The sequence below is a fragment of the Streptomyces sp. NPDC001219 genome, from assembly GCF_053597915.1.
The window spans coordinates 128,148-144,443 of the sequence record NZ_JBSFJF010000008.1; the positions used below are offsets into that span (position 1 = coordinate 128,148).

The 16,296-nt window shown below is 72.1% G+C and carries 15 protein-coding genes; 12 read left to right on the forward strand and 3 right to left on the reverse strand.

Annotated elements, in window-relative coordinates; all coding sequences use genetic code 11:
* Positions 1–88: 88 nt before the first annotated feature.
* From ACWC9R_RS07545 to ACWC9R_RS07580, 8 genes are all read left to right on the forward strand, one after another.
* Positions 89–700: a flavodoxin family protein gene (locus ACWC9R_RS07545; protein WP_450729434.1), complete on the forward strand. Its 612-nt coding sequence runs from the start codon at positions 89–91 to the stop codon at positions 698–700.
* A gap of 882 nt (positions 701–1,582) precedes the next feature.
* Positions 1,583–2,587, forward strand: coding sequence for a methyltransferase (locus tag ACWC9R_RS07550; RefSeq protein WP_450729435.1), 1,005 nt, complete (start codon positions 1,583–1,585; stop codon positions 2,585–2,587).
* Between the two features lie 29 nt (positions 2,588–2,616).
* Positions 2,617–3,267 carry a thermostable hemolysin gene (locus tag ACWC9R_RS07555; RefSeq protein ID WP_450729436.1) on the forward strand — a complete coding sequence of 217 codons (651 nt, stop codon included), beginning with the start codon at positions 2,617–2,619 and terminating at the stop codon, positions 3,265–3,267.
* On the forward strand, positions 3,254–4,825 hold the full coding sequence (locus ACWC9R_RS07560) for an AMP-binding protein (RefSeq protein ID WP_450729437.1): 1,572 nt from the start codon (positions 3,254–3,256) through the stop codon (positions 4,823–4,825). Before ACWC9R_RS07555 ends, ACWC9R_RS07560 begins: the two co-directional genes overlap by 14 nt.
* Complete coding sequence (locus ACWC9R_RS07565; RefSeq protein ID WP_450729438.1) at positions 4,822–5,763, forward strand: TauD/TfdA family dioxygenase; 942 nt, start codon at positions 4,822–4,824, stop codon at positions 5,761–5,763. The genes ACWC9R_RS07560 and ACWC9R_RS07565 overlap by 4 nt, the downstream gene beginning before the upstream one ends.
* Positions 5,760–6,437, forward strand: a complete 678-nt coding sequence (locus ACWC9R_RS07570; protein WP_450729439.1) for an O-methyltransferase — start codon at positions 5,760–5,762, stop codon at positions 6,435–6,437. Before ACWC9R_RS07565 ends, ACWC9R_RS07570 begins: the two co-directional genes overlap by 4 nt.
* A gap of 76 nt (positions 6,438–6,513) precedes the next feature.
* Positions 6,514–7,041 (forward strand): nuclear transport factor 2 family protein, encoded by a 528-nt coding sequence (locus ACWC9R_RS07575; RefSeq protein WP_450729440.1) that lies wholly within the window; start codon positions 6,514–6,516, stop codon positions 7,039–7,041.
* Positions 7,038–8,300, forward strand: a complete 1,263-nt coding sequence (locus ACWC9R_RS07580) for an amidohydrolase family protein (RefSeq protein ID WP_450729441.1) — start codon at positions 7,038–7,040, stop codon at positions 8,298–8,300. The genes ACWC9R_RS07575 and ACWC9R_RS07580 overlap by 4 nt, the downstream gene beginning before the upstream one ends.
* Before the next feature lie 9 nt (positions 8,301–8,309).
* Here the strand turns inward: ACWC9R_RS07580 and ACWC9R_RS07585 are convergent, their stop codons facing one another.
* Positions 8,310–8,819 (reverse strand): MarR family winged helix-turn-helix transcriptional regulator, encoded by a 510-nt coding sequence (locus tag ACWC9R_RS07585; protein ID WP_093636098.1) that lies wholly within the window; start codon positions 8,817–8,819, stop codon positions 8,310–8,312.
* A gap of 170 nt (positions 8,820–8,989) precedes the next feature.
* On the opposite strand from ACWC9R_RS07585, the gene ACWC9R_RS07590 reads away from it, so the two are divergent.
* Entirely contained in the window at positions 8,990–9,799 is an 810-nt protein-coding gene (locus ACWC9R_RS07590; protein WP_450729442.1) for an alpha/beta hydrolase, read from the forward strand.
* A gap of 145 nt (positions 9,800–9,944) precedes the next feature.
* Here the strand turns inward: ACWC9R_RS07590 and ACWC9R_RS07595 are convergent, their stop codons facing one another.
* Positions 9,945–10,868 (reverse strand): CAP domain-containing protein, encoded by a 924-nt coding sequence (locus ACWC9R_RS07595; RefSeq protein WP_450729443.1) that lies wholly within the window; start codon positions 10,866–10,868, stop codon positions 9,945–9,947.
* 310 nt (positions 10,869–11,178) lie between these two features.
* Here ACWC9R_RS07595 and ACWC9R_RS07600 point away from each other — a divergent pair, with 310 nt between their 5' ends.
* Positions 11,179–12,690, forward strand: coding sequence for a sigma-70 family RNA polymerase sigma factor (locus ACWC9R_RS07600; protein ID WP_450729444.1), 1,512 nt, complete (start codon positions 11,179–11,181; stop codon positions 12,688–12,690).
* 117 nt (positions 12,691–12,807) lie between these two features.
* Positions 12,808–13,815, forward strand: a complete 1,008-nt coding sequence (locus ACWC9R_RS07605) for an NADP-dependent oxidoreductase (RefSeq protein WP_450729445.1) — start codon at positions 12,808–12,810, stop codon at positions 13,813–13,815.
* A gap of 130 nt (positions 13,816–13,945) precedes the next feature.
* On the opposite strand, the gene ACWC9R_RS07610 is transcribed toward ACWC9R_RS07605, so the two are convergent.
* Complete coding sequence (locus tag ACWC9R_RS07610) at positions 13,946–15,277, reverse strand: M64 family metallopeptidase (RefSeq protein WP_450729446.1); 1,332 nt, start codon at positions 15,275–15,277, stop codon at positions 13,946–13,948.
* Between the two features lie 503 nt (positions 15,278–15,780).
* On the opposite strand from ACWC9R_RS07610, the gene ACWC9R_RS07615 reads away from it, so the two are divergent.
* A complete protein-coding gene (locus ACWC9R_RS07615) occupies positions 15,781–16,251 on the forward strand; it encodes a lamin tail domain-containing protein (RefSeq protein ID WP_450729447.1) in 471 nt (156 codons plus the stop codon).
* The last annotated feature ends 45 nt before the right edge of the window (positions 16,252–16,296 follow it).

A 16,296-nucleotide genomic window follows, 5' to 3' on the forward strand; every position in this document is an offset into this window, starting at 1 on the left:
CATGGATAGCGTAACCAGCGCCTAAAGCTTTCTGGACAGCTTTAGTGAAAGCTAAAACCATCGTTTCGTTCCCGGGTGGGGGAGAAGTATGCAGATCAAGGTTGCGGTGGCGTATCACAGTGGATACGGCCACACCGCAAAGCAGGCCGCGGCCGTCGCGGCCGGCGCGGAGAAGGTCCCCGACACCCAGGTGCGACTGGTCTCCCTCGCCGAGCTGAACGACGAACTGTGGGAGGTGCTGCAGGAGTCCGACGCCCTGATCTTCGGCACGCCGACCTACATGGGCGGCAGCAGCGCCGTCTTCCGCGCGTTCGTCGAGGCCACCAGCCAGGTCTGGGGCGACAACATGCGCTGGAAGAACAAGATCGCGGGCGGCTTCACCAACAGCGGCAACATGGCGGGGGACAAGCTCAACGCCCTCATCGACATCGCGCTGTTCGCCGCCCAGCACGGCATGGTCTGGGTCGGCCTCGCCGAGTACGGCGGCTGGAACACCTCCTCCGGCAGCCCCGAGGACCTCAACCGGCTCGGCAGCTGGCTGGGCGCCATGTCCCAGTCGAACAACGACGAGGGCGCCGACGTCACCCCCTGTGCCAGCGACCTGCGCACCGCCGAGGCACTCGGCCGCCGGATCGCCGAGACCGCCCACGTCCACGTGGCGGGACGCGCGGCCGTCGGATTCGACGAGGTGTCCGCCTGATCATCGGTGACCCGCACTGAGGCAGCTGCGACGGGGGGACCCGATGAACAGCCGTCAGGAGCCGGCGGCGTCCCCTGCGGACTCACGGTCCGGGGTGGTGCACCGCGGCGTGATCAGCCGTCACCCACTCATCGGGACGGCGGTGGCCGGGGCAATGGCGGCCCGCGTCGTGGGGGCGCGGGCACCATGGCCACGCTCGCTCCAGGTGCCCCTCCGGGCGCCACGGCCCGCCCCCGGGGCCGCCCGCCGTGCGGCGCCCCTGGCCCCGGCACATCGGCCGTCAGCCGTGCGCCGCGGGCCGGAGCGGAGGGCCCGGCTGTCCTCCCGGCCCCGTGTGGCCGCCGCCCGGCGCCACCCGTGGCCGGCATGTCCCGGGAGGCGGTGACGTCGTCGCCGCACGGGCTCCGCGAGGCCTGCCTCATCCGGCCCCGACCCTCCGATGTCCGCTCCTCCACCCACCGGCCCAGGCCGCCTTTTCCCGGCTCCTTGCCGGCCCCGTCACGGGACCGGAGAGGAAGCGACGGGGCCGCGCAAGCTCCGCGGCCCCGCGAGGCCCGGCCGGTCGCTCCGGTGCCGTCCCGGCGCCGGACGGCGTCAACAGGCAGCCGATCGCGGCCCGACGCCACACCGCCCCGGGGACCTTTCCCCGGAGTGAGGTACCACGGCCGGCACGGCGTGGCACACCTCCTGCGCGCCCTCGCGGCGCCGCCGGAGCCGGTACGCCCCCAGGCGTACCGGTTCCCACCGGTCCCGGCCGGCTGAAGCTCGTCCCCGTTCGGCAGTCCCCGTACCTTTCCCGTGCCCGCGCCCGCCGCGCGCACGGGATGTCCTGGCCGCGCATCCGCTGTGCGGCCGTTCCCTGCCATCCCGAGGAGATCAGCCATGTTCAAGACCACCACCGACGCCGAACTGGCGGGCAACCCGATCGATGAGGTGATCGGCTCCACCATCCGCTACGCGGCGCTCACCTCCGCCGCCAAGCTCGGCATCTTCCGCACCCTGGAGGAGGGCGGCCCCAAGACCCTCGACGAGCTGGCCACCGCGATCGGCGCGAGCACGGACGGCACCCGCGCGGTGGCCGACGTCGCCGCCGTCCTCGGCTGGCTGACCCTGGAGGACGGGCGCTACCGCAACGGCCCCCTCGCCGAGCGCTGGCTGGGCAAGAACGCCGAGTACGACTTCACCCCGGCGCTGCTGTGGGCGTACGAACTCACCAACGTGATGTGGGAGCTGCCGCAGGCCGTACGGGACGGCAAGCCCGCCCAGTCCCTGTGGGAGCGCTGGGCCGACAACCCGGAGGCCGGGCGGGACTTCTCCGCGTACATGCGGGTCAAGTCGCGTCTGACCGTGCTGCCCATCGTCGACGCCGTCCCGCTGCCCGAAGGGGCGCGGCGCCTCCTCGACCTGGGCGGCTCGCACGGACTGCACTCCATGGCGATGTGCCAGCGGCACCCGGAACTCTCCGCCACCATCCTCGACCTGCCCGAGGCGCTCGCCGACACCGGCACCGCGATCGAGAAGGCGGGCCTGGCCGACCGGATCACGCTCCAGCGCGGCAGCTTCCTCAGCGGCGACCTCGGCACCGGGTACGACGTCGTCTTCCTCTTCGAGATCGTGCACAACCACACCGACGAGGAGAACCGGGACCTGGTCGCCCGGGCCGCCAAGGCGCTGCGTCCCGGCGGCCGGATCGTGGTGCTCGAAGACGTCCGCGGTGAGCAGCTCGAGGAGCACAACGCGGCGTTCTCGCTGGCCATGTACGCCTGCTCCGGCGACCGCACCTACAGCGAGCCGGAGATCTCCGGATGGCTCAGCGACGCGGGGATGAAGTCCGTCGAGCGCATCGCGCTGCCCTCATCCGTGTCTCTGGTCGTCGGCACCAAGTAAAGCCGGCAGCCGGGGAAGGGGGGAGCACCGTGCAGATCGATCTGGCACACCGGTCGACCAGCTCATGGCTGGACGCCGCGGACCTCGCTCGTGAGGTGTACGCCCAGGCATACGGCGCCGATGTGGCGCCCCGGCCCGACTCGTTCATCGTCGCCCGGCCGGCCTGCGGCGCGGCGGAGAAGCCCTGCGCGCCACTGGCCTGCGCGGGGCTCACCTTCGGCAGAGACCAGGAGCTGTTCTCCGAGCGGTACCTCGATACCGGTGTCGAGGACGCCGCGCTGTCCCGACTCGGGACCCCGGTCGACCGCAGGCGGGTGGTGGAAGTGGGGGCACTGGCCACCCGCCGCGCCTCGGTCGGCCGCGAACTGATCAGAGCCACCCCGATCATCGCCTGGTGCCTGGGCATGGAGTACATCCTGTGCACCGTCACCCGGAGCCTGATCACCACGCTGGACCGCACCGGCATCTCCTTCGTGCCGTTCGCCCCGGCCGACCCGCTCCGGCTGACTCCCGACGAGGCGGCCCGCTGGGGCACGTACTACGAGCACGAGCCGCAGGTCGGCGTCATCCCGCTGAACGCCCTGGACCGGCTCTTCTCCGACGCCACCGGACGCTACTCCGTCACCGATCTCCAACTGAGCATCAGCGCCATGGAGGTGGCCGGTCATGCTGGGCATTGAGCAGAGCCTGGTCAGGTTCGGCGAGTCGGCGCGTCCGCTGATCGAGGTGCTGGGCGAGGACGGCACCCTGGCAAGGACCCTCAGCTACCAGGAAGTGACGCGCCGGGCCGCGGAGCTCGCCGAGCGGATCGGCGCCCGAGCGGGGCGGCCGCCGCGCATCGGTGTGGTCTGCGGCAACACCCCCGAATTCGTGGTCGCCGACCTCGCGCTCATCGCCGCGCGCGCCACCGAGGTGCCCGTCCCGCTGGCGTTCTCCGCCGAGCAGGCCGCCGGTCTGCTGGAGGAGACCGATCTGTGCGTGGTGGACGCCGCCGGGCAGGCGCAGCTGAACCAGTGGGGCAGGGAACGCGTCCTGCCCCCGCACTGCACGGTGCTGCCGCTGTCCACGGACGGGCCGGTGCCGTCCGCGCCCTTGGTGCTGCCGCCGGCCGGCGCCGGGGCGGCGGACTGGGAATGCAAGATCATCCACACCTCCGGGACGACCTCACGCCCCAAGGGGGTACGGATTCGGGCGGCGGCCCTGAACGAACTGCTGGGCTCACTGGGGTCGGTGATGCCCGACGGGGCGTTCTCCCGCTATCTCTCCGTCGTCCCGTTCAGCCTGCTCATCGAGCAGGTCACCGGCCTCTACATGGTCCTGCTCGACGGAGGGACCGTGGTCCTGATGCCGCCCGGCAAGGCCCTGGTCGGCACCGCGGCGGCGGCCCCCGCCGATGTCCTGCCGTATGTGACGGCCGCCCGGCCGACCGCGATGGTCGCCACGCCCGCGCTGGCCGACGCCTTCGCCGCCGCCGCGGACGACGCCGTGGCGAGCGGACGACCGGTCGCGCCGGCCCTGTTCGGCACGCCCGGAGCGCCGCTGATCTGCTGCGGCGGGGCGCCCGTCCACCCCGATCTGCTGCGGCGGCTGGAGGACCACGGGCTCCCCGTGCACGAGGGGTACGGACTGTCCGAGAACAGCTCCGTGGTCAGCTGGAACACCCCGGACGCGCGCCGCCCGGGCACCGTGGGCCGGCCGCTGCCACATGTCCGCGTCCGGACCGCGGACGACGGTGAACTCCTCGTCAGCAGCACCTCGCTGTTCGCCGGGTACACCCGCGACGACCCCTCCAGCCTGGTCCTGGACGCCGACGGCTGGCTCCGGACCGGCGATCTGGCGCGGATCGACGAGGACGGGTTCATCAGCATCACCGGACGCAAGAAGAACGTCATCATCACCGCGGCCGGCCGCAACGTGGCGCCCGAATGGGTCGAGGCGCAGTACGCCCAACTCCCGTTCGTCCGCGCGGTCGCCGTGATCGGTGACGGGATGACCGCCCTCCACGGGCTCTTCCTCGTCAAGGAGTCCACCGACCTGGCGGCGGCCGAGGCCGCGGTCAGGGAGTTCGGCGAAGCGCACCTCTCCGAGGTGGAGCGGATCGCCGTACCGCACCTCACCGTCGCCGACGAGCGCCTCTACCGCCGGTTCTTCACCGTCACCGGAAGACCCATGCGGACAGCCATCCGCACCGCCCTGTCCAACGGAACGCTGTACGACCACCAAGGAGCAGACGCATGACCACCATCGCTGACGTCGAGCCCTACGGGGCCGCCACCGGTCGGCTCGTCCTGCCCACCGGGGACAGGTCGCTCGGCGCGCTGGACCCCGCATGGGTCACCGGGCTGCTCGCCGACGCCGGCTTTCTGCTGTTCCGGGGCTTCCGCACCGACCTGGAGGAGTTCACCTCCTTCGTGAAGGCGCACTCCAGCCGGATCACCCTCGACCCGGCACGCTCCTTCCACGGCGGCGAGGTCGCCCAGAAGGTGGACGCGGGCACCGCGGCCGTCGGCCTCCACCTGGAGAACGGCAACAGCCCCTTCGGCCCCGACCTGACCTGGTTCCTGTGCGAGAAGGCCGCCGCCAGCGGTTCCCAGACCACCGTCTGCGACGGCTACCGCGTCTGGGACGCGGCGAGCGACACCGCCCGCGAGGTCTTCGGCGTCAAGGACATCATGTACACCCGCCGGGTGGAGGAGGCCAAGTGGAAGGCCTTCGTCTGCCACCAGACGGAGGGCCGCAAGAAGCTCGACGACATCACCTTCGCCGATATGAAGGACCTGGTGGGCGGCAATGTGTCCACCACCCTCCAGCTCGACGACGACGGCTCCCTCCACTACGCGTACCGCACCGGCGCCGTCCACCGCACGCTCTTCGGCAGCCGGCTCTCCTGGGCGAACAGCGTCTTCGGCCCCTCGTACAACTACGAGGCGCCGCACATCACCTTCGCCGACGGCACGGAGATCCCCGAGCAGCTCCTCGCCGAGTTCCGCCGCCTCACTGAGGAGCTGACCGAGGAGCTGGACTGGCAGGACGGCGACGTGGCCCTGATCGACAACACCCGGGTGATGCACGGCCGGCGCGAGATACTCGACACCGACCGCACCATCTACAACGCGCAGAGCTACCTCGACCCCGCGCTGCTGGCCGCCGTGCGGGACGGGAGGGCACAGGCATGACCACCGCCGCCACCGGCCTCGACGACGAGCGGGTCGGCGCCGTCCTGGGCGAGATCGCCCGGAGCGCCGAGCGCAACGACCCGGACGTCATGAAGCGCGCCTACGCCACCGCGGCCGACTGGCCGCAGCCGCCCACCGCCCAGGAGGCGGCCGAGCTGTGCGCCCAGGCCGCGCTGCCCGTGCACCCGCAGGTCGGCACCTTCCTGTACCAGCTCATACGGAGCCTGCGCCCGGCCCTCGTCGTGGAGTTCGGCACCTCCTTCGGCGCTTCGACGATCTATGCGGCGGCCGCCCTGCGCGACAACGGCAGCGGCCGCATCATCGGCTCCGAGCTGCACCCCGGAAAGGCCGACCGGGCCCGCAGCCACCTGGAGCGCGCCGGGCTCGCCGACTACGCCGAGATCAGGACCGGCGACGCCCGCGACCAGCTCGTCGCGCTGCCCGGCCCGGTGGATCTCCTGCTGCTGGACGGCTGGAAGGAGCTCTACCTCCCGGTCCTCAAGCTGCTCGAACCCGCACTGCGCACCGGCGGCCTGGTCGTCTCCGACAACCTGCCGATGCTGCCACCCGAGTTCACCGACCACGTCCGCACCGCCGGCAACGGCTATCTCTCCCAGCAGCTTCCGCTGGGCGACGGCATCGAATTCTCCGTCCGCCTCCAGGAAGGGCCGTGACACCGGTTCCGCCCGGCTTCCCGAAGCCGTCGCCGACCGCGTCACCCCGTATGCACGGAAAGGGCACCGAACACCTGTGAATCCCCGTACCCACCGCCGTACCCTGCTCCGCGCCGGTGTCGCCGCGCTGCCCCTGGCGGCAGTGACATCGGCCGCACAGGCCGCCGAACGACCCGCCAAACTCAGCGTCGGCCAGGTGTCGAGCTGGACCGACGCCTATCTTGAGGCCTGGCGGACCAGGAACGACGCCGCCGCGGTCAGGCTCTTCACCCCCGACGCCCTCTACGAGGCGGTCCCCGGCGTGGCCGCGCAGACCTTTCGCGGCCGCGAGGCCATCGGCCGCTACTGGCGCGACATCACCGCCGGCCAGAGCGAGATGACCGGCCGGCACGGCACCCCCGTCATCACCGGCAACCGGGCGGCCGTCGAACTCTGGGTCACGATGCGGGCCCCCGCCCTCAACCCCGACGGCGAGCACTGGGTCACCCTGCTGGAGAGCAACATCCTGACCTTCGCGCCCGACGGCCGCTGCCGGCGCAACACCGAGTACTGGAACCTGCAGATGGGCCGCCTGACACCGCCGCAGGGGTGGGGCACTGCATGACCTCCGCACGTCTGCTCGTCACCGGTGGCCGGGTCCTCAGCATGGACCCGGCCACCGGTGAACTGCCGTCCGCCGACATCCTGGTGGCGGACGGCCGGATCACCGAGGTACGCCCGGACATCGACCCCACGGAGGCCGACGAGCGGATCGACGCCCGGGGGTGCCTGGTGCTCCCCGGCTTCGTCGACACCCACCGGCACATGTGGCAGGCGGCGCTCCGCGGCAGCGGCGCCGACCAGACCCTCGACCAGTACTTCACGACCGTCCTGCACACCCAGGCGCCCCGGCTCACAGCCGAGGACCTCCACCTGGGCAATCTGCTGAGCGCACTGGGCGCCCTGGACGCGGGGGTGACCACCGTCCAGGACATCTCCAACGTCGACAAGACGACCGAGGGGCACACCGACGCGCTGCTCGACGCGCTCATCGAGTCCGGGCTGCGCAGCGTCTTCGCCTACGGGCAGGGCACGGCACAGGACGCCCGCCGTATCCGCGGCGGCCGGCTGCACTCCGCGGACGGCCTGGTGACCATGGCGCTGAACGCCGAGGCGGGCAGCGACGCGACCATCCGGCGCGGCTGGGCCCTGGCCGACGAACTCGGTGTGCCGACCGCGCTGCACGTCCGGGGCGGCCGCCCGGTCTCCCGGCTGCGCCGCCTCGGCGTCCTGCGCCCCGGCACGGTCTTCATCCACGGCACCGGGATGGAGGCCGGCGAGCTGGAGCTGATCCGCGACAGCGGTGGGGCGCTGTCGGTCGCGCCCGCCATCGAGATGACCATGGGACACGGACTGCCGCCGTTCGCCGCGGCGGCGGCCGCCGGTCTGCGTCCCAGCCTCAGCGTCGATGTCGAAGTCGCCGCGCCGAGCGACATGTTCACCCAGATGCGGGCCGCCTTCCAGATCGGACGCTTCGCCGCGCTGCAGGGCCACGCGGGTCCGGACGCGCCGCTGCTCACGGCCCGCGAGGTGCTGGAGTTCGCGACGCTCGGCGGCGCCGAGGCACTCGGGATGGCGGACCGGATCGGCTCTCTCACCCCGGGCAAGCAGGCCGATCTGCTGGTACTGCGGACCGACCGCCCCGGTGTGGCGCCGGTGCACGACGCCACCGCGGCTGTCGTGTCGTCGATGGACCGGGCCGATGTCGACACCGTGCTGGTCGCCGGGCGGATCGTGAAGCGCGCGGGGCGGCTCCGGTACGCCGGACTGCCGGGGCTGCTGGCACGGGCGGAGGAGGTGTGCGACCGGCTGTCCCGCCCCTGACCTCTCGCCTCAGCGGCGGATCAGCACGCCCTCCTCGATGGCGGCCAGCGCGATGCGCAGCTGTTCGCTGAGGGCCTTCGCGGTGCGTTCCGGAATGCGGTCGACGAGCCGGGCGTGCACGGCGGTGGTGGCGCGCACCGCCGCCTCGGCGGTCTCCACCCCGCTCGGCGTGAGCTGCACCCAGCTGCTGCGCGCATCGTCCTCGGCCGCCGCGCGGGTGACATAGCCGGCGGCCACCAGGCGCTTGATGACGTTGCTGGTCCCGCCGGAGGACAGCAGCAGCGCATGGGTGAGGTCGGTCGGCTTGAGGCGGTAGGGGGCGCCGATCCGCCGGAGGGTGGCGAGCACTCCGTACTCGGCCTGGGTGAGCCCCAGCTTCTCCAGCTCGGCGCCGGCCGCGATGTCGAAGGCCGAAACCAACAGGGCGGTCCTTTTGGCCAGTTCCAGTGGGAGACCGGCGATTTCGGGCAGTTCGTGGCCCCATGCCGAGATGATCTCGTCTACGTGGTCAGGCTCCACTGTGAACCGCCTTCCCTCTACCCGATGCTCAGTACAAAGATATCTCACCCTCCACGCGGGCACGTTCTGACCTGGGGAGACTGTGTGCCTGCCAGATGTGGACGCGGTGAAAGCTTTCCATCTACCTTTCAATATAGCTTTTTCCAATGCTTTCTCTCTATGCTTCTGTCATGTTCAAGCGTGAGCCGAGACGTGCCCTGGCCATGACGGCGGTCTTGATTCTGGCCCTGACCAGCGCCACCGCCTGCGCCGGAGGTGACGCGAAGACGCCCCCGCAGAGGAGCGCGATGGCGGAAAACCGCCGCTCCACGGAGGAAGGAACCATCGCAGTGCGAGAGTTCAGCGCCACACCCGACCGGCTGCCGTCGTGCTTCCACGGCGTCTCCGGGGCCACCGCGTACCGCCCGCCCGGTTCCTCGGGGGACGGCCGTATGGTCACCCTGGGCACCGGCCCCCGCGGGGTGGTCTTCGCCCCCATCTCCTGGGGCGACGCCTGTGAGTGGGCGGCCGAGGCCAAGCGGCTCGCCGCCGATGGCTATCACGTGGTCACCTTCGACTGGGGAGGGGGCCGCCGCCGCACCGTGTCCGAAGCGACCCGGCTGCTGCGCTCACGCGGCGCCAAGGACGTGGCATGGGTGGGCGGTTGCATGGGGGGCACGCTGATGCTCGGCATGCTGACGGACCGCACCGCCCGCCCGGCCGGTGTCGCCGGCATCAGCCCGCTCGCCTCACTGGGCGGCTACTCCGCCGGGAACGGCAGGTCCTACGAGGGCGAACTGCTGCTCCTGGGCACCGCCGACGACCCGCTCTCCGACGAAGGCCGGCTGCGCGAGGTCGCCCACGGCTTCCCCGAGGCGGAGGTCACGGTCCTGCCGGGCAAGCTCCACGCCGCCGAGATCTTCGCCGGCCCGGACGCCGCGAAGGCCCGGCGCAGCCTCGACGGCTTCCTCGACCGGACCTTCGCCCCGGCACGCGGCTGAGCGGTCGTCCCCGCGGGCCCCAGCGGTGCGGCCGGAACCGGCGCGCACCGCTGGGAACCCCGTCCCGTCACACCGGGAAGCGGCGGCCCGCCCGCCTGTGCCATGAGGCATCCGAACAGGCCACCGTCCGAAGGGGGTTGGTGCCCTACGAGCGGGTGCCGAAGTCCTGCGTCCACCACGGGCCGTTGCCGCTGAGATTGACGCCCACGCCGGTCGACTTGTACGAGCAGTTGAGGATGTTGTCGCGGTGGCCCGGGCTCTTCATCCAGCCGTCCACCGCCGTGGCCGGGTCCTTGGGGCTCTTGAAGATGTTCTCGGCCCAGCTGGCCCACGGGAAACCGGCCTTGGTCATCCGGGTGCCGGGGTCGACGCCCTCCGGGGTGTTGTGCTCGTAGTAGTTGCGGGCCGCCATGTCGTCCGAGTGGGCCTGCGCCGCGCGCTGAATCCGGGCGTCGACGGTGAGCGGGCCACAACCGTGCTGCGCCCGCTGGGCGTTGACCAGCTCGACGACCTTCTGCGCGAACTGCGCGGCGGTGCCCGAAGCGGCCCGCGCCCCGTTCGGCGTGGTGGCACCTGCCCCGGAATCGAGGTGCGGCTCACGGGGCGTCGTCTGCCGGGCGCTGCGGGTGTCGCTGCCCGGACGGCTGGCCTGCGACCGCGGCGAAGCGTGCTGCTTGGGGTGCTTCTTGGCCTTCGACGGGGAGGCCGAGGGCTTGCGGGGCTTCTTGGGCGAGGGCGAGGAGTCCGGCGTGGCGGAAGCGGAGAGCTTCGCCGCGGGCGCCGACGGCACGGCCGGGTCCGCCGCGAGCGCCCGGTCGGTTCCCGAGTCGGGGCGTATCAGCACCGCGGACGCGCCGCCCACGGTGACCACGGCCGCCACCGCCAGCAGGGTGGCCTTGCGTCGCGGAGTGCCCGCGGCGCGGTGCAGGCCGCTGGTCCGCCCGTGCCGGCCTCCCGTACGGCCGTCCGCCCCGCCGGAACGCCGGTGCGCCCCGGCCCCGTCCGCCCCGCGGCTGCTCCCGGCCGGAGTCTCGTCGTGGCGGCCGTTCTGAAGGTGGTCGTTGTTCATGGTTCCGTTTCCTGTGGGGGACAGCGATCCGCCGGCCACGGAGCCCGGGGAGACCCGGTGCCTTTGCGGCCGGCACATGGGAGAGCGCGGGACCTGGGCCGGATAACGGAAAGTGCGAAAACTTTTTTCGTGCGCCCCCGACGGCCGGATGTCGCGCGGTGCCCGCGGGCCCGGGAGACCGGAGCGCACCCCGCGCGCGGGCCCGGGAACAGGGCTCATCCGCATACACGTAGGTTTTCCGTTATCGCGGCGAGCGCGCGGGATCTCCGGAGTGCGGGGGCTTCGGGTACGCACGAACGAACAGGAACGAATGGGCGTGAAGCAGGAAAACGCGACGGAGGCCGTCGCGGCAGCCAAGGCCGGGGACGAAGAGGCCCGGGAACAGCTGGTCGCCGCATACCTGCCGCTGATCTACAACGTCGTGGGGCGGGCCCTGGACGGCCATGCGGACGTCGACGACGTGGTGCAGGAGACCATGCTGCGGGTCCTGGAGTCGCTGGCCGACCTGCGGGAACCGGCGTCCTTCCGCTCCTGGCTGGTGGCCATCGCCATGAACCAGGTACGCCGCCGGTGGACCACCGCCCGCAAGACCCCCGTCGTCGGCCTGGACCAGGCGCCGGAACGGGCCGACCGCGCGGCCGATTTCACGGACCTGACCATCCTGAAACTGGGTCTGTCCGGCCAGCGCCGTGAAGTGGCCGCGGCCACCCGCTGGCTGGACGAGGGCGACCGGGCGCTGCTGTCCCTGTGGTGGCTGGAGGCGGCCGGCGAGATCACCCGGCCGGAGCTGGTCGCCGCGGTCGGGATCGACTCCCGTCACACTGCGGTCCGGGTACAGCGCATGAAGGAACAGCTGGAGGCCGGCCGGGTCGTGGTCCGCGCGCTCGCGGCCACGCCCCGCTGCCCCGAGCTGTCCCGGCTGACGGCCGGCTGGGACCAGGAGCCCTGCGCCCTCTGGCGCAAGCGAATAGCCCGCCACGCACGGAAGTGCACGGACTGCTCCGGGCACTGGGACGGCCTGGTGCCCGCCGAGGGGTTGCTGGCCGGTCTCGCCCTGCTGCCGCTGCCCTCGCACCTCACCCCGGACACCGTCCTCCCCGCCCCCGCCGCGGCGACCGCGCAGGCGGCCGCGGCAGCCCCGCACCACCCGTCCGACACCTCCGCCGCACACCACCTCGCGAAGCGGCCGCCCCGGGGGAAGACCGGCCCGGTCGTCGCGGGGGCCGCCACCCTCGTGGTGGCCGTCGGCGCCACCGTGTGGTGGTCGTCCAGTACGCCCCCCGACAAGCGGAAGGACGAGCCGCGGACGACCCGTACGGTGGCCGCGCGCACTCCCTCGCCACGCCCCACTCCCACGCCCACCCCGACCCCGTCGCGCTCCACGCCCAAGCCCCCCACCCGGTCCGCCTCGCCGACCCCCACCCCGTCGGCCACCCCACCCGACCTCGAAGAGCAGGCCACCGCACTCATCAACCAGCGGCGGGCGCGGGCCGGCTGTGGCCCGCTGCGCATCGACCGGCGCCTGCACACCGCGGCGCAGGGCCACTCCGCCGATATGGCGGCACGCCAGTACTACGAGCACCAGGCCCCGGACGGCACCGGCCCCGACGAGCGGATCACCGCCACCGGCTACCGGTGGAGCAGCTGGGGCGAGAACCTCGACCGCGGCCCGCGCACCGCCGCCGGGGCGGTGAACGACTGGATGGGCGACTCCATGCACCGCGACAACCTGCTCAACTGCTCCTTCACGGACGTCGGAATCGGCGTCGTCGAGGGGCCGGGCGGGCCCTGGTGGACCCAGGACCTCGCGGCACCCCGCTGACCGTGACGGGGCGTCAGAAGTCATGGGACCGACGTACGGCGCTCCGGGAATGCCCCGCCGGCCGGCAGCGCTGCACCTGACGGAGCACCAGTCCGTCGCACACGAGGAGCACCGCGCATGCCCGACACCGCGCAGGAGTGGCAGCTGACCGCACGTCCCGTGGGGCGCCCGGTGCCGGAGGACTTCCGGCTCGTGGAGCGGGAGTTGCCGGCGCCGGCCGAAGGTGAGGTGTCGGTCCGCAACACCTTCCTCTCGGTGGACCCGTACATGCGGGCCCTGATGAGCACCGAGGAGACCGGAACCCAGGCCTACGCGTTGGACCGGCCGATGACGGGTGGCGCGGTCGGTGAGGTGGTGGTGTCGCGGGCGGCCGGTCTGGCGCCGGGGGACCTGGTGCTCAGCGATCTGGGGTGGCGTACCGCCGCGGTCGCCCCGGCCGGACGCTTCACCAGGCTGCGGCGCGTCGAGGGGATACCGGACTCCGCGTTCCTCGGCGTGCTGGGGATGCCCGGACTGAGTGCGTACGTCGGGCTGACCGAGATCGCGGGCCTGCGCGCGGGCGAGACGGTCTTCGTCTCCGGCGCGGCCGGAGCGGTGGGGAGTCTGGCCGGGCAGATCGCGCGGCTGCGCGGGGCGAGGGCGGTGATCGGCAGCGCCGGGTCCGCGGCGAAGGTGGCGTACCTGACCGGCGAACTCGGCTTCACCACGGCCTTCGACTACAAGTCCGGCGCGGTACGCGAACTGCTCGCCGAGGCCGCCCCGGACGGTATCGACGTGTACTTCGACAATGTCGGCGGTGACCACCTGGAGGCCGCCATCGACGCGCTGAACCTCAACGGGCGGGCCGCGCTGTGCGGGGCGATCTCCGGCTACCACGACACCGAGCCCGCGGCGGGCCCGCGCAACATGGTCGAGCTGGTGAAGAAGCGGATCACCCTGCGCGGCTTCGAGGTCGGGGACCATGCCCGTCTCCAGCCGCGCTTCGCCGAGGAGATGGGCGGCTGGCTGGCCGACGGGGAGATCACCTTCCGCGAGACGGTCGAGGACGGCATCACTCACGCGGTGGCGGCGTTCCTCGGGCTGATGGACGGCCGGAACACCGGAAAGATGGTGGTGCGCCTCTGACCGCGGCGGATACCCGGCACTTCGGGGGCCGCGTCGTCGTACCCCGGGTAGGGCTCGGCCCCGGTCACCGGGCGGGCGGGTGGAACGGCCCGCCCGGTGACCGGGGCGTTGTGCGAGTGGCGGCAGCGGCCTACCGGGGCGCCACGTGCCAGGTCAGCGAGCGGGACAGCAGCTTGCGCAGTGCCGGGTCTCGGACCGCCTTCGTACGGTCGGTGGCGCGGGCCGTGACCGTATGGGTACGGCCGTCGGCCGGGACGCCCAGGGTGCGCGGGACCACCGTGGACCGGCCGCGCGCGGCCTTGTGTTCGCGGCCGTCGACGGACCAGGTCAGCGTCGCGGAGGCGGGTGCGGTGACCCGGATACGGGTCCCGCGAGACACCGCGTGGTGGGTGGAGACCGGGCTGCTCAGCACCTTCGCATAGCGGTAGAAGCCCGCGATCATCCCCTCACGGCCGGGGAGGTTGAACTCCTGGCCCAGGGTCCGCATGATCGAGTTCTCGGTGGGGCGGTTGAGCCCGTACTGGTAGTAGCCGCCGCCCTCGAACGCGCCCACCGCGCCGCCGTCGGGCGACTGCTGGCCGATCCAGCGGTACCACTTCTGCTGCTGGGCGGTCATCTGGTCGGCCGAGAGCTTGCTGAGGTTGGCCTGGGCGGGCTCGGGGCCTGAGTAGGTGCCGGACTGGCCGTAGTCGTACTCGTCGGCGAGCTTGCCCAGCGAATGACCGGTTTCGTGCACCGCGATCTGGTCCGACTGGTCGTTGTCGGAGGAGGCGGTGGCGATGCCGTCGTAACCGACCTGCGAGGAGATGTCGTTGTAGCCCGCACCACCGTATTTGGTGGAGTTGGACAGGACCACGACGAGGTCGGCGGCCGGGGCCTTGGACGCGTAGGACTCGACCTTGTCGGTGTCGACACACAGCAGCCGCTCGGTGTCTTCGCAGAAGAACGCGGAGTCGAGGGCGGTGTCGCGGACCACGTCCTTCGTCGGGTCCCCGGAGACGCCGGACTCGTGGGAGACGGCGTCCACGGCCCAGACGTTGAACAGGCCGCGGTAGGTCGCGTACGGCTCGACGGCGGAGATCTTGGCCCACTTGGCGCGGACGTCGGAGTGGAAGTCCTCCTGCTGGGCGGCGGTGTAGCCGTCGCCGATGAAGACGACATCGAGCGTGGAGTCGACCGGGCCGCTCCGCACGACCGAGGTGACATCGCCGTCGCCGGCGGCGATCGCGGCCTTCTCGGACGGCGCGAGCGGCTTCGGTGCCGGGACGGTGGTCTGCCGTGGGTGACCGTCGGCACCGTTGAAGTACTCGACGTGCTGGGTGCGTTGGGCGGGCGGGGCCGGTGTGGCGCCCTCGGCGGTGGCCGTGGCTGCCGTGGCCACCGCCAGGGCGGCCACGCCGACGGACACCGCGGTGCGTATGGAGGGGCGTCTGCGGCGAGGCCCGGAGGTGTTTCTCTGCATGGGGGGTTCCTCCCGAAGCAAGCCCGCCGCGAGGGCGGCGGGCTGAGCTGAATTCAGGCGCGCTCAACGTAGAGGCTCCGGGGGCTCCAGGCAACGGATGGTGCCTGAGTGGCGCACCGGGCAGCCGGTTTCGGGTCACCCCAGGGCACGTGAAGTCGCCCACGGGAGCAACATCCGTTACTGGCAAGGGACTTGTGTGACCGGCGCAGGGGCTGCCGCTGTCCGGGCGGTCGGCCCGTGCCTGAGCTGCTCGGTCCGTGGATGACCGGCGCGCCATCGGGACGCACCGGGATACGTGTAAGGGGTGTTGCGGGTGGTGGTGCGAGCGCGGGGGCGTACGCGCCTGGCGTGGTGTGGTTGTGTATATGTCCGTGTTTTGTAACACCAACACGGATTTCTTCCGGCAAGGCGTGACCGGCCGTCACTCTGTGGGGGCCCGGTCAAACCGGCCGGGAATCCGGTTTTTGGACGCCCTGAAAGCGACGTCCACCACAGGAGGTTCGATGTTCCGCAACGCTTCGCGTGTCGCCTTGGCTGTTCTGGGCTCCGCCGCCCTGGCAGCCACCGCCGCCCTCCCAGCCAGCGCGGACGGCCACCACCGCCACACCCCGCAGCACTCGCGTTCCGCCGTGGCCCTCGGGCCGGTCCAGTACGACAGCCCGGGACGCGACGACCGCTCGAACCGCAGCCTCAACGCGGAGTGGGTGACGGTGCGGAACAACGGCCGCATGCCCGTCAGCCTCCGGGGCTGGACCCTCTCCGACAGGAGCGGGAACACCTACCGCTTCGGCAACGTGCGACTGGCCGGCCACAGCCAGGTCCGGGTGCACACCGGCCGCGGCCACGACAACCGCTGGGACGTCTACCAGGACCGGCGCGACTACGTCTGGGACAGCCGTGACTCCGCGACCCTGCGCAACGACCACCGCCGGGTCGTCGACCAGGTCCGCTGGGGCCACGGTCACCGTCACTGACCCACCAGGAGGTGACCGGTGAGGGAGACGGCCCATGTCCCCCTC

Coding starts and splice junctions, on each gene's coding strand:
- ACWC9R_RS07580 (WP_450729441.1), top strand. CDS start 7,038: ATGACCTCCGCACGTCTGCTCGTCACCGGTGGCCGGGTCCTCAGCATG.
- ACWC9R_RS07570 (WP_450729439.1), top strand. CDS start 5,760: ATGACCACCGCCGCCACCGGCCTCGACGACGAGCGGGTCGGCGCCGTC.
- ACWC9R_RS07615 (WP_450729447.1), top strand. CDS start 15,781: ATGTTCCGCAACGCTTCGCGTGTCGCCTTGGCTGTTCTGGGCTCCGCC.
- ACWC9R_RS07605 (WP_450729445.1), top strand. CDS start 12,808: ATGCCCGACACCGCGCAGGAGTGGCAGCTGACCGCACGTCCCGTGGGG.
- ACWC9R_RS07610 (WP_450729446.1), bottom strand. CDS start 15,277: ATGCAGAGAAACACCTCCGGGCCTCGCCGCAGACGCCCCTCCATACGC.
- ACWC9R_RS07595 (WP_450729443.1), bottom strand. CDS start 10,868: ATGAACAACGACCACCTTCAGAACGGCCGCCACGACGAGACTCCGGCC.
- ACWC9R_RS07550 (WP_450729435.1), top strand. CDS start 1,583: ATGTTCAAGACCACCACCGACGCCGAACTGGCGGGCAACCCGATCGAT.
- ACWC9R_RS07545 (WP_450729434.1), top strand. CDS start 89: ATGCAGATCAAGGTTGCGGTGGCGTATCACAGTGGATACGGCCACACC.
- ACWC9R_RS07590 (WP_450729442.1), top strand. CDS start 8,990: ATGTTCAAGCGTGAGCCGAGACGTGCCCTGGCCATGACGGCGGTCTTG.
- ACWC9R_RS07600 (WP_450729444.1), top strand. CDS start 11,179: ATGGGCGTGAAGCAGGAAAACGCGACGGAGGCCGTCGCGGCAGCCAAG.
- ACWC9R_RS07560 (WP_450729437.1), top strand. CDS start 3,254: ATGCTGGGCATTGAGCAGAGCCTGGTCAGGTTCGGCGAGTCGGCGCGT.
- ACWC9R_RS07565 (WP_450729438.1), top strand. CDS start 4,822: ATGACCACCATCGCTGACGTCGAGCCCTACGGGGCCGCCACCGGTCGG.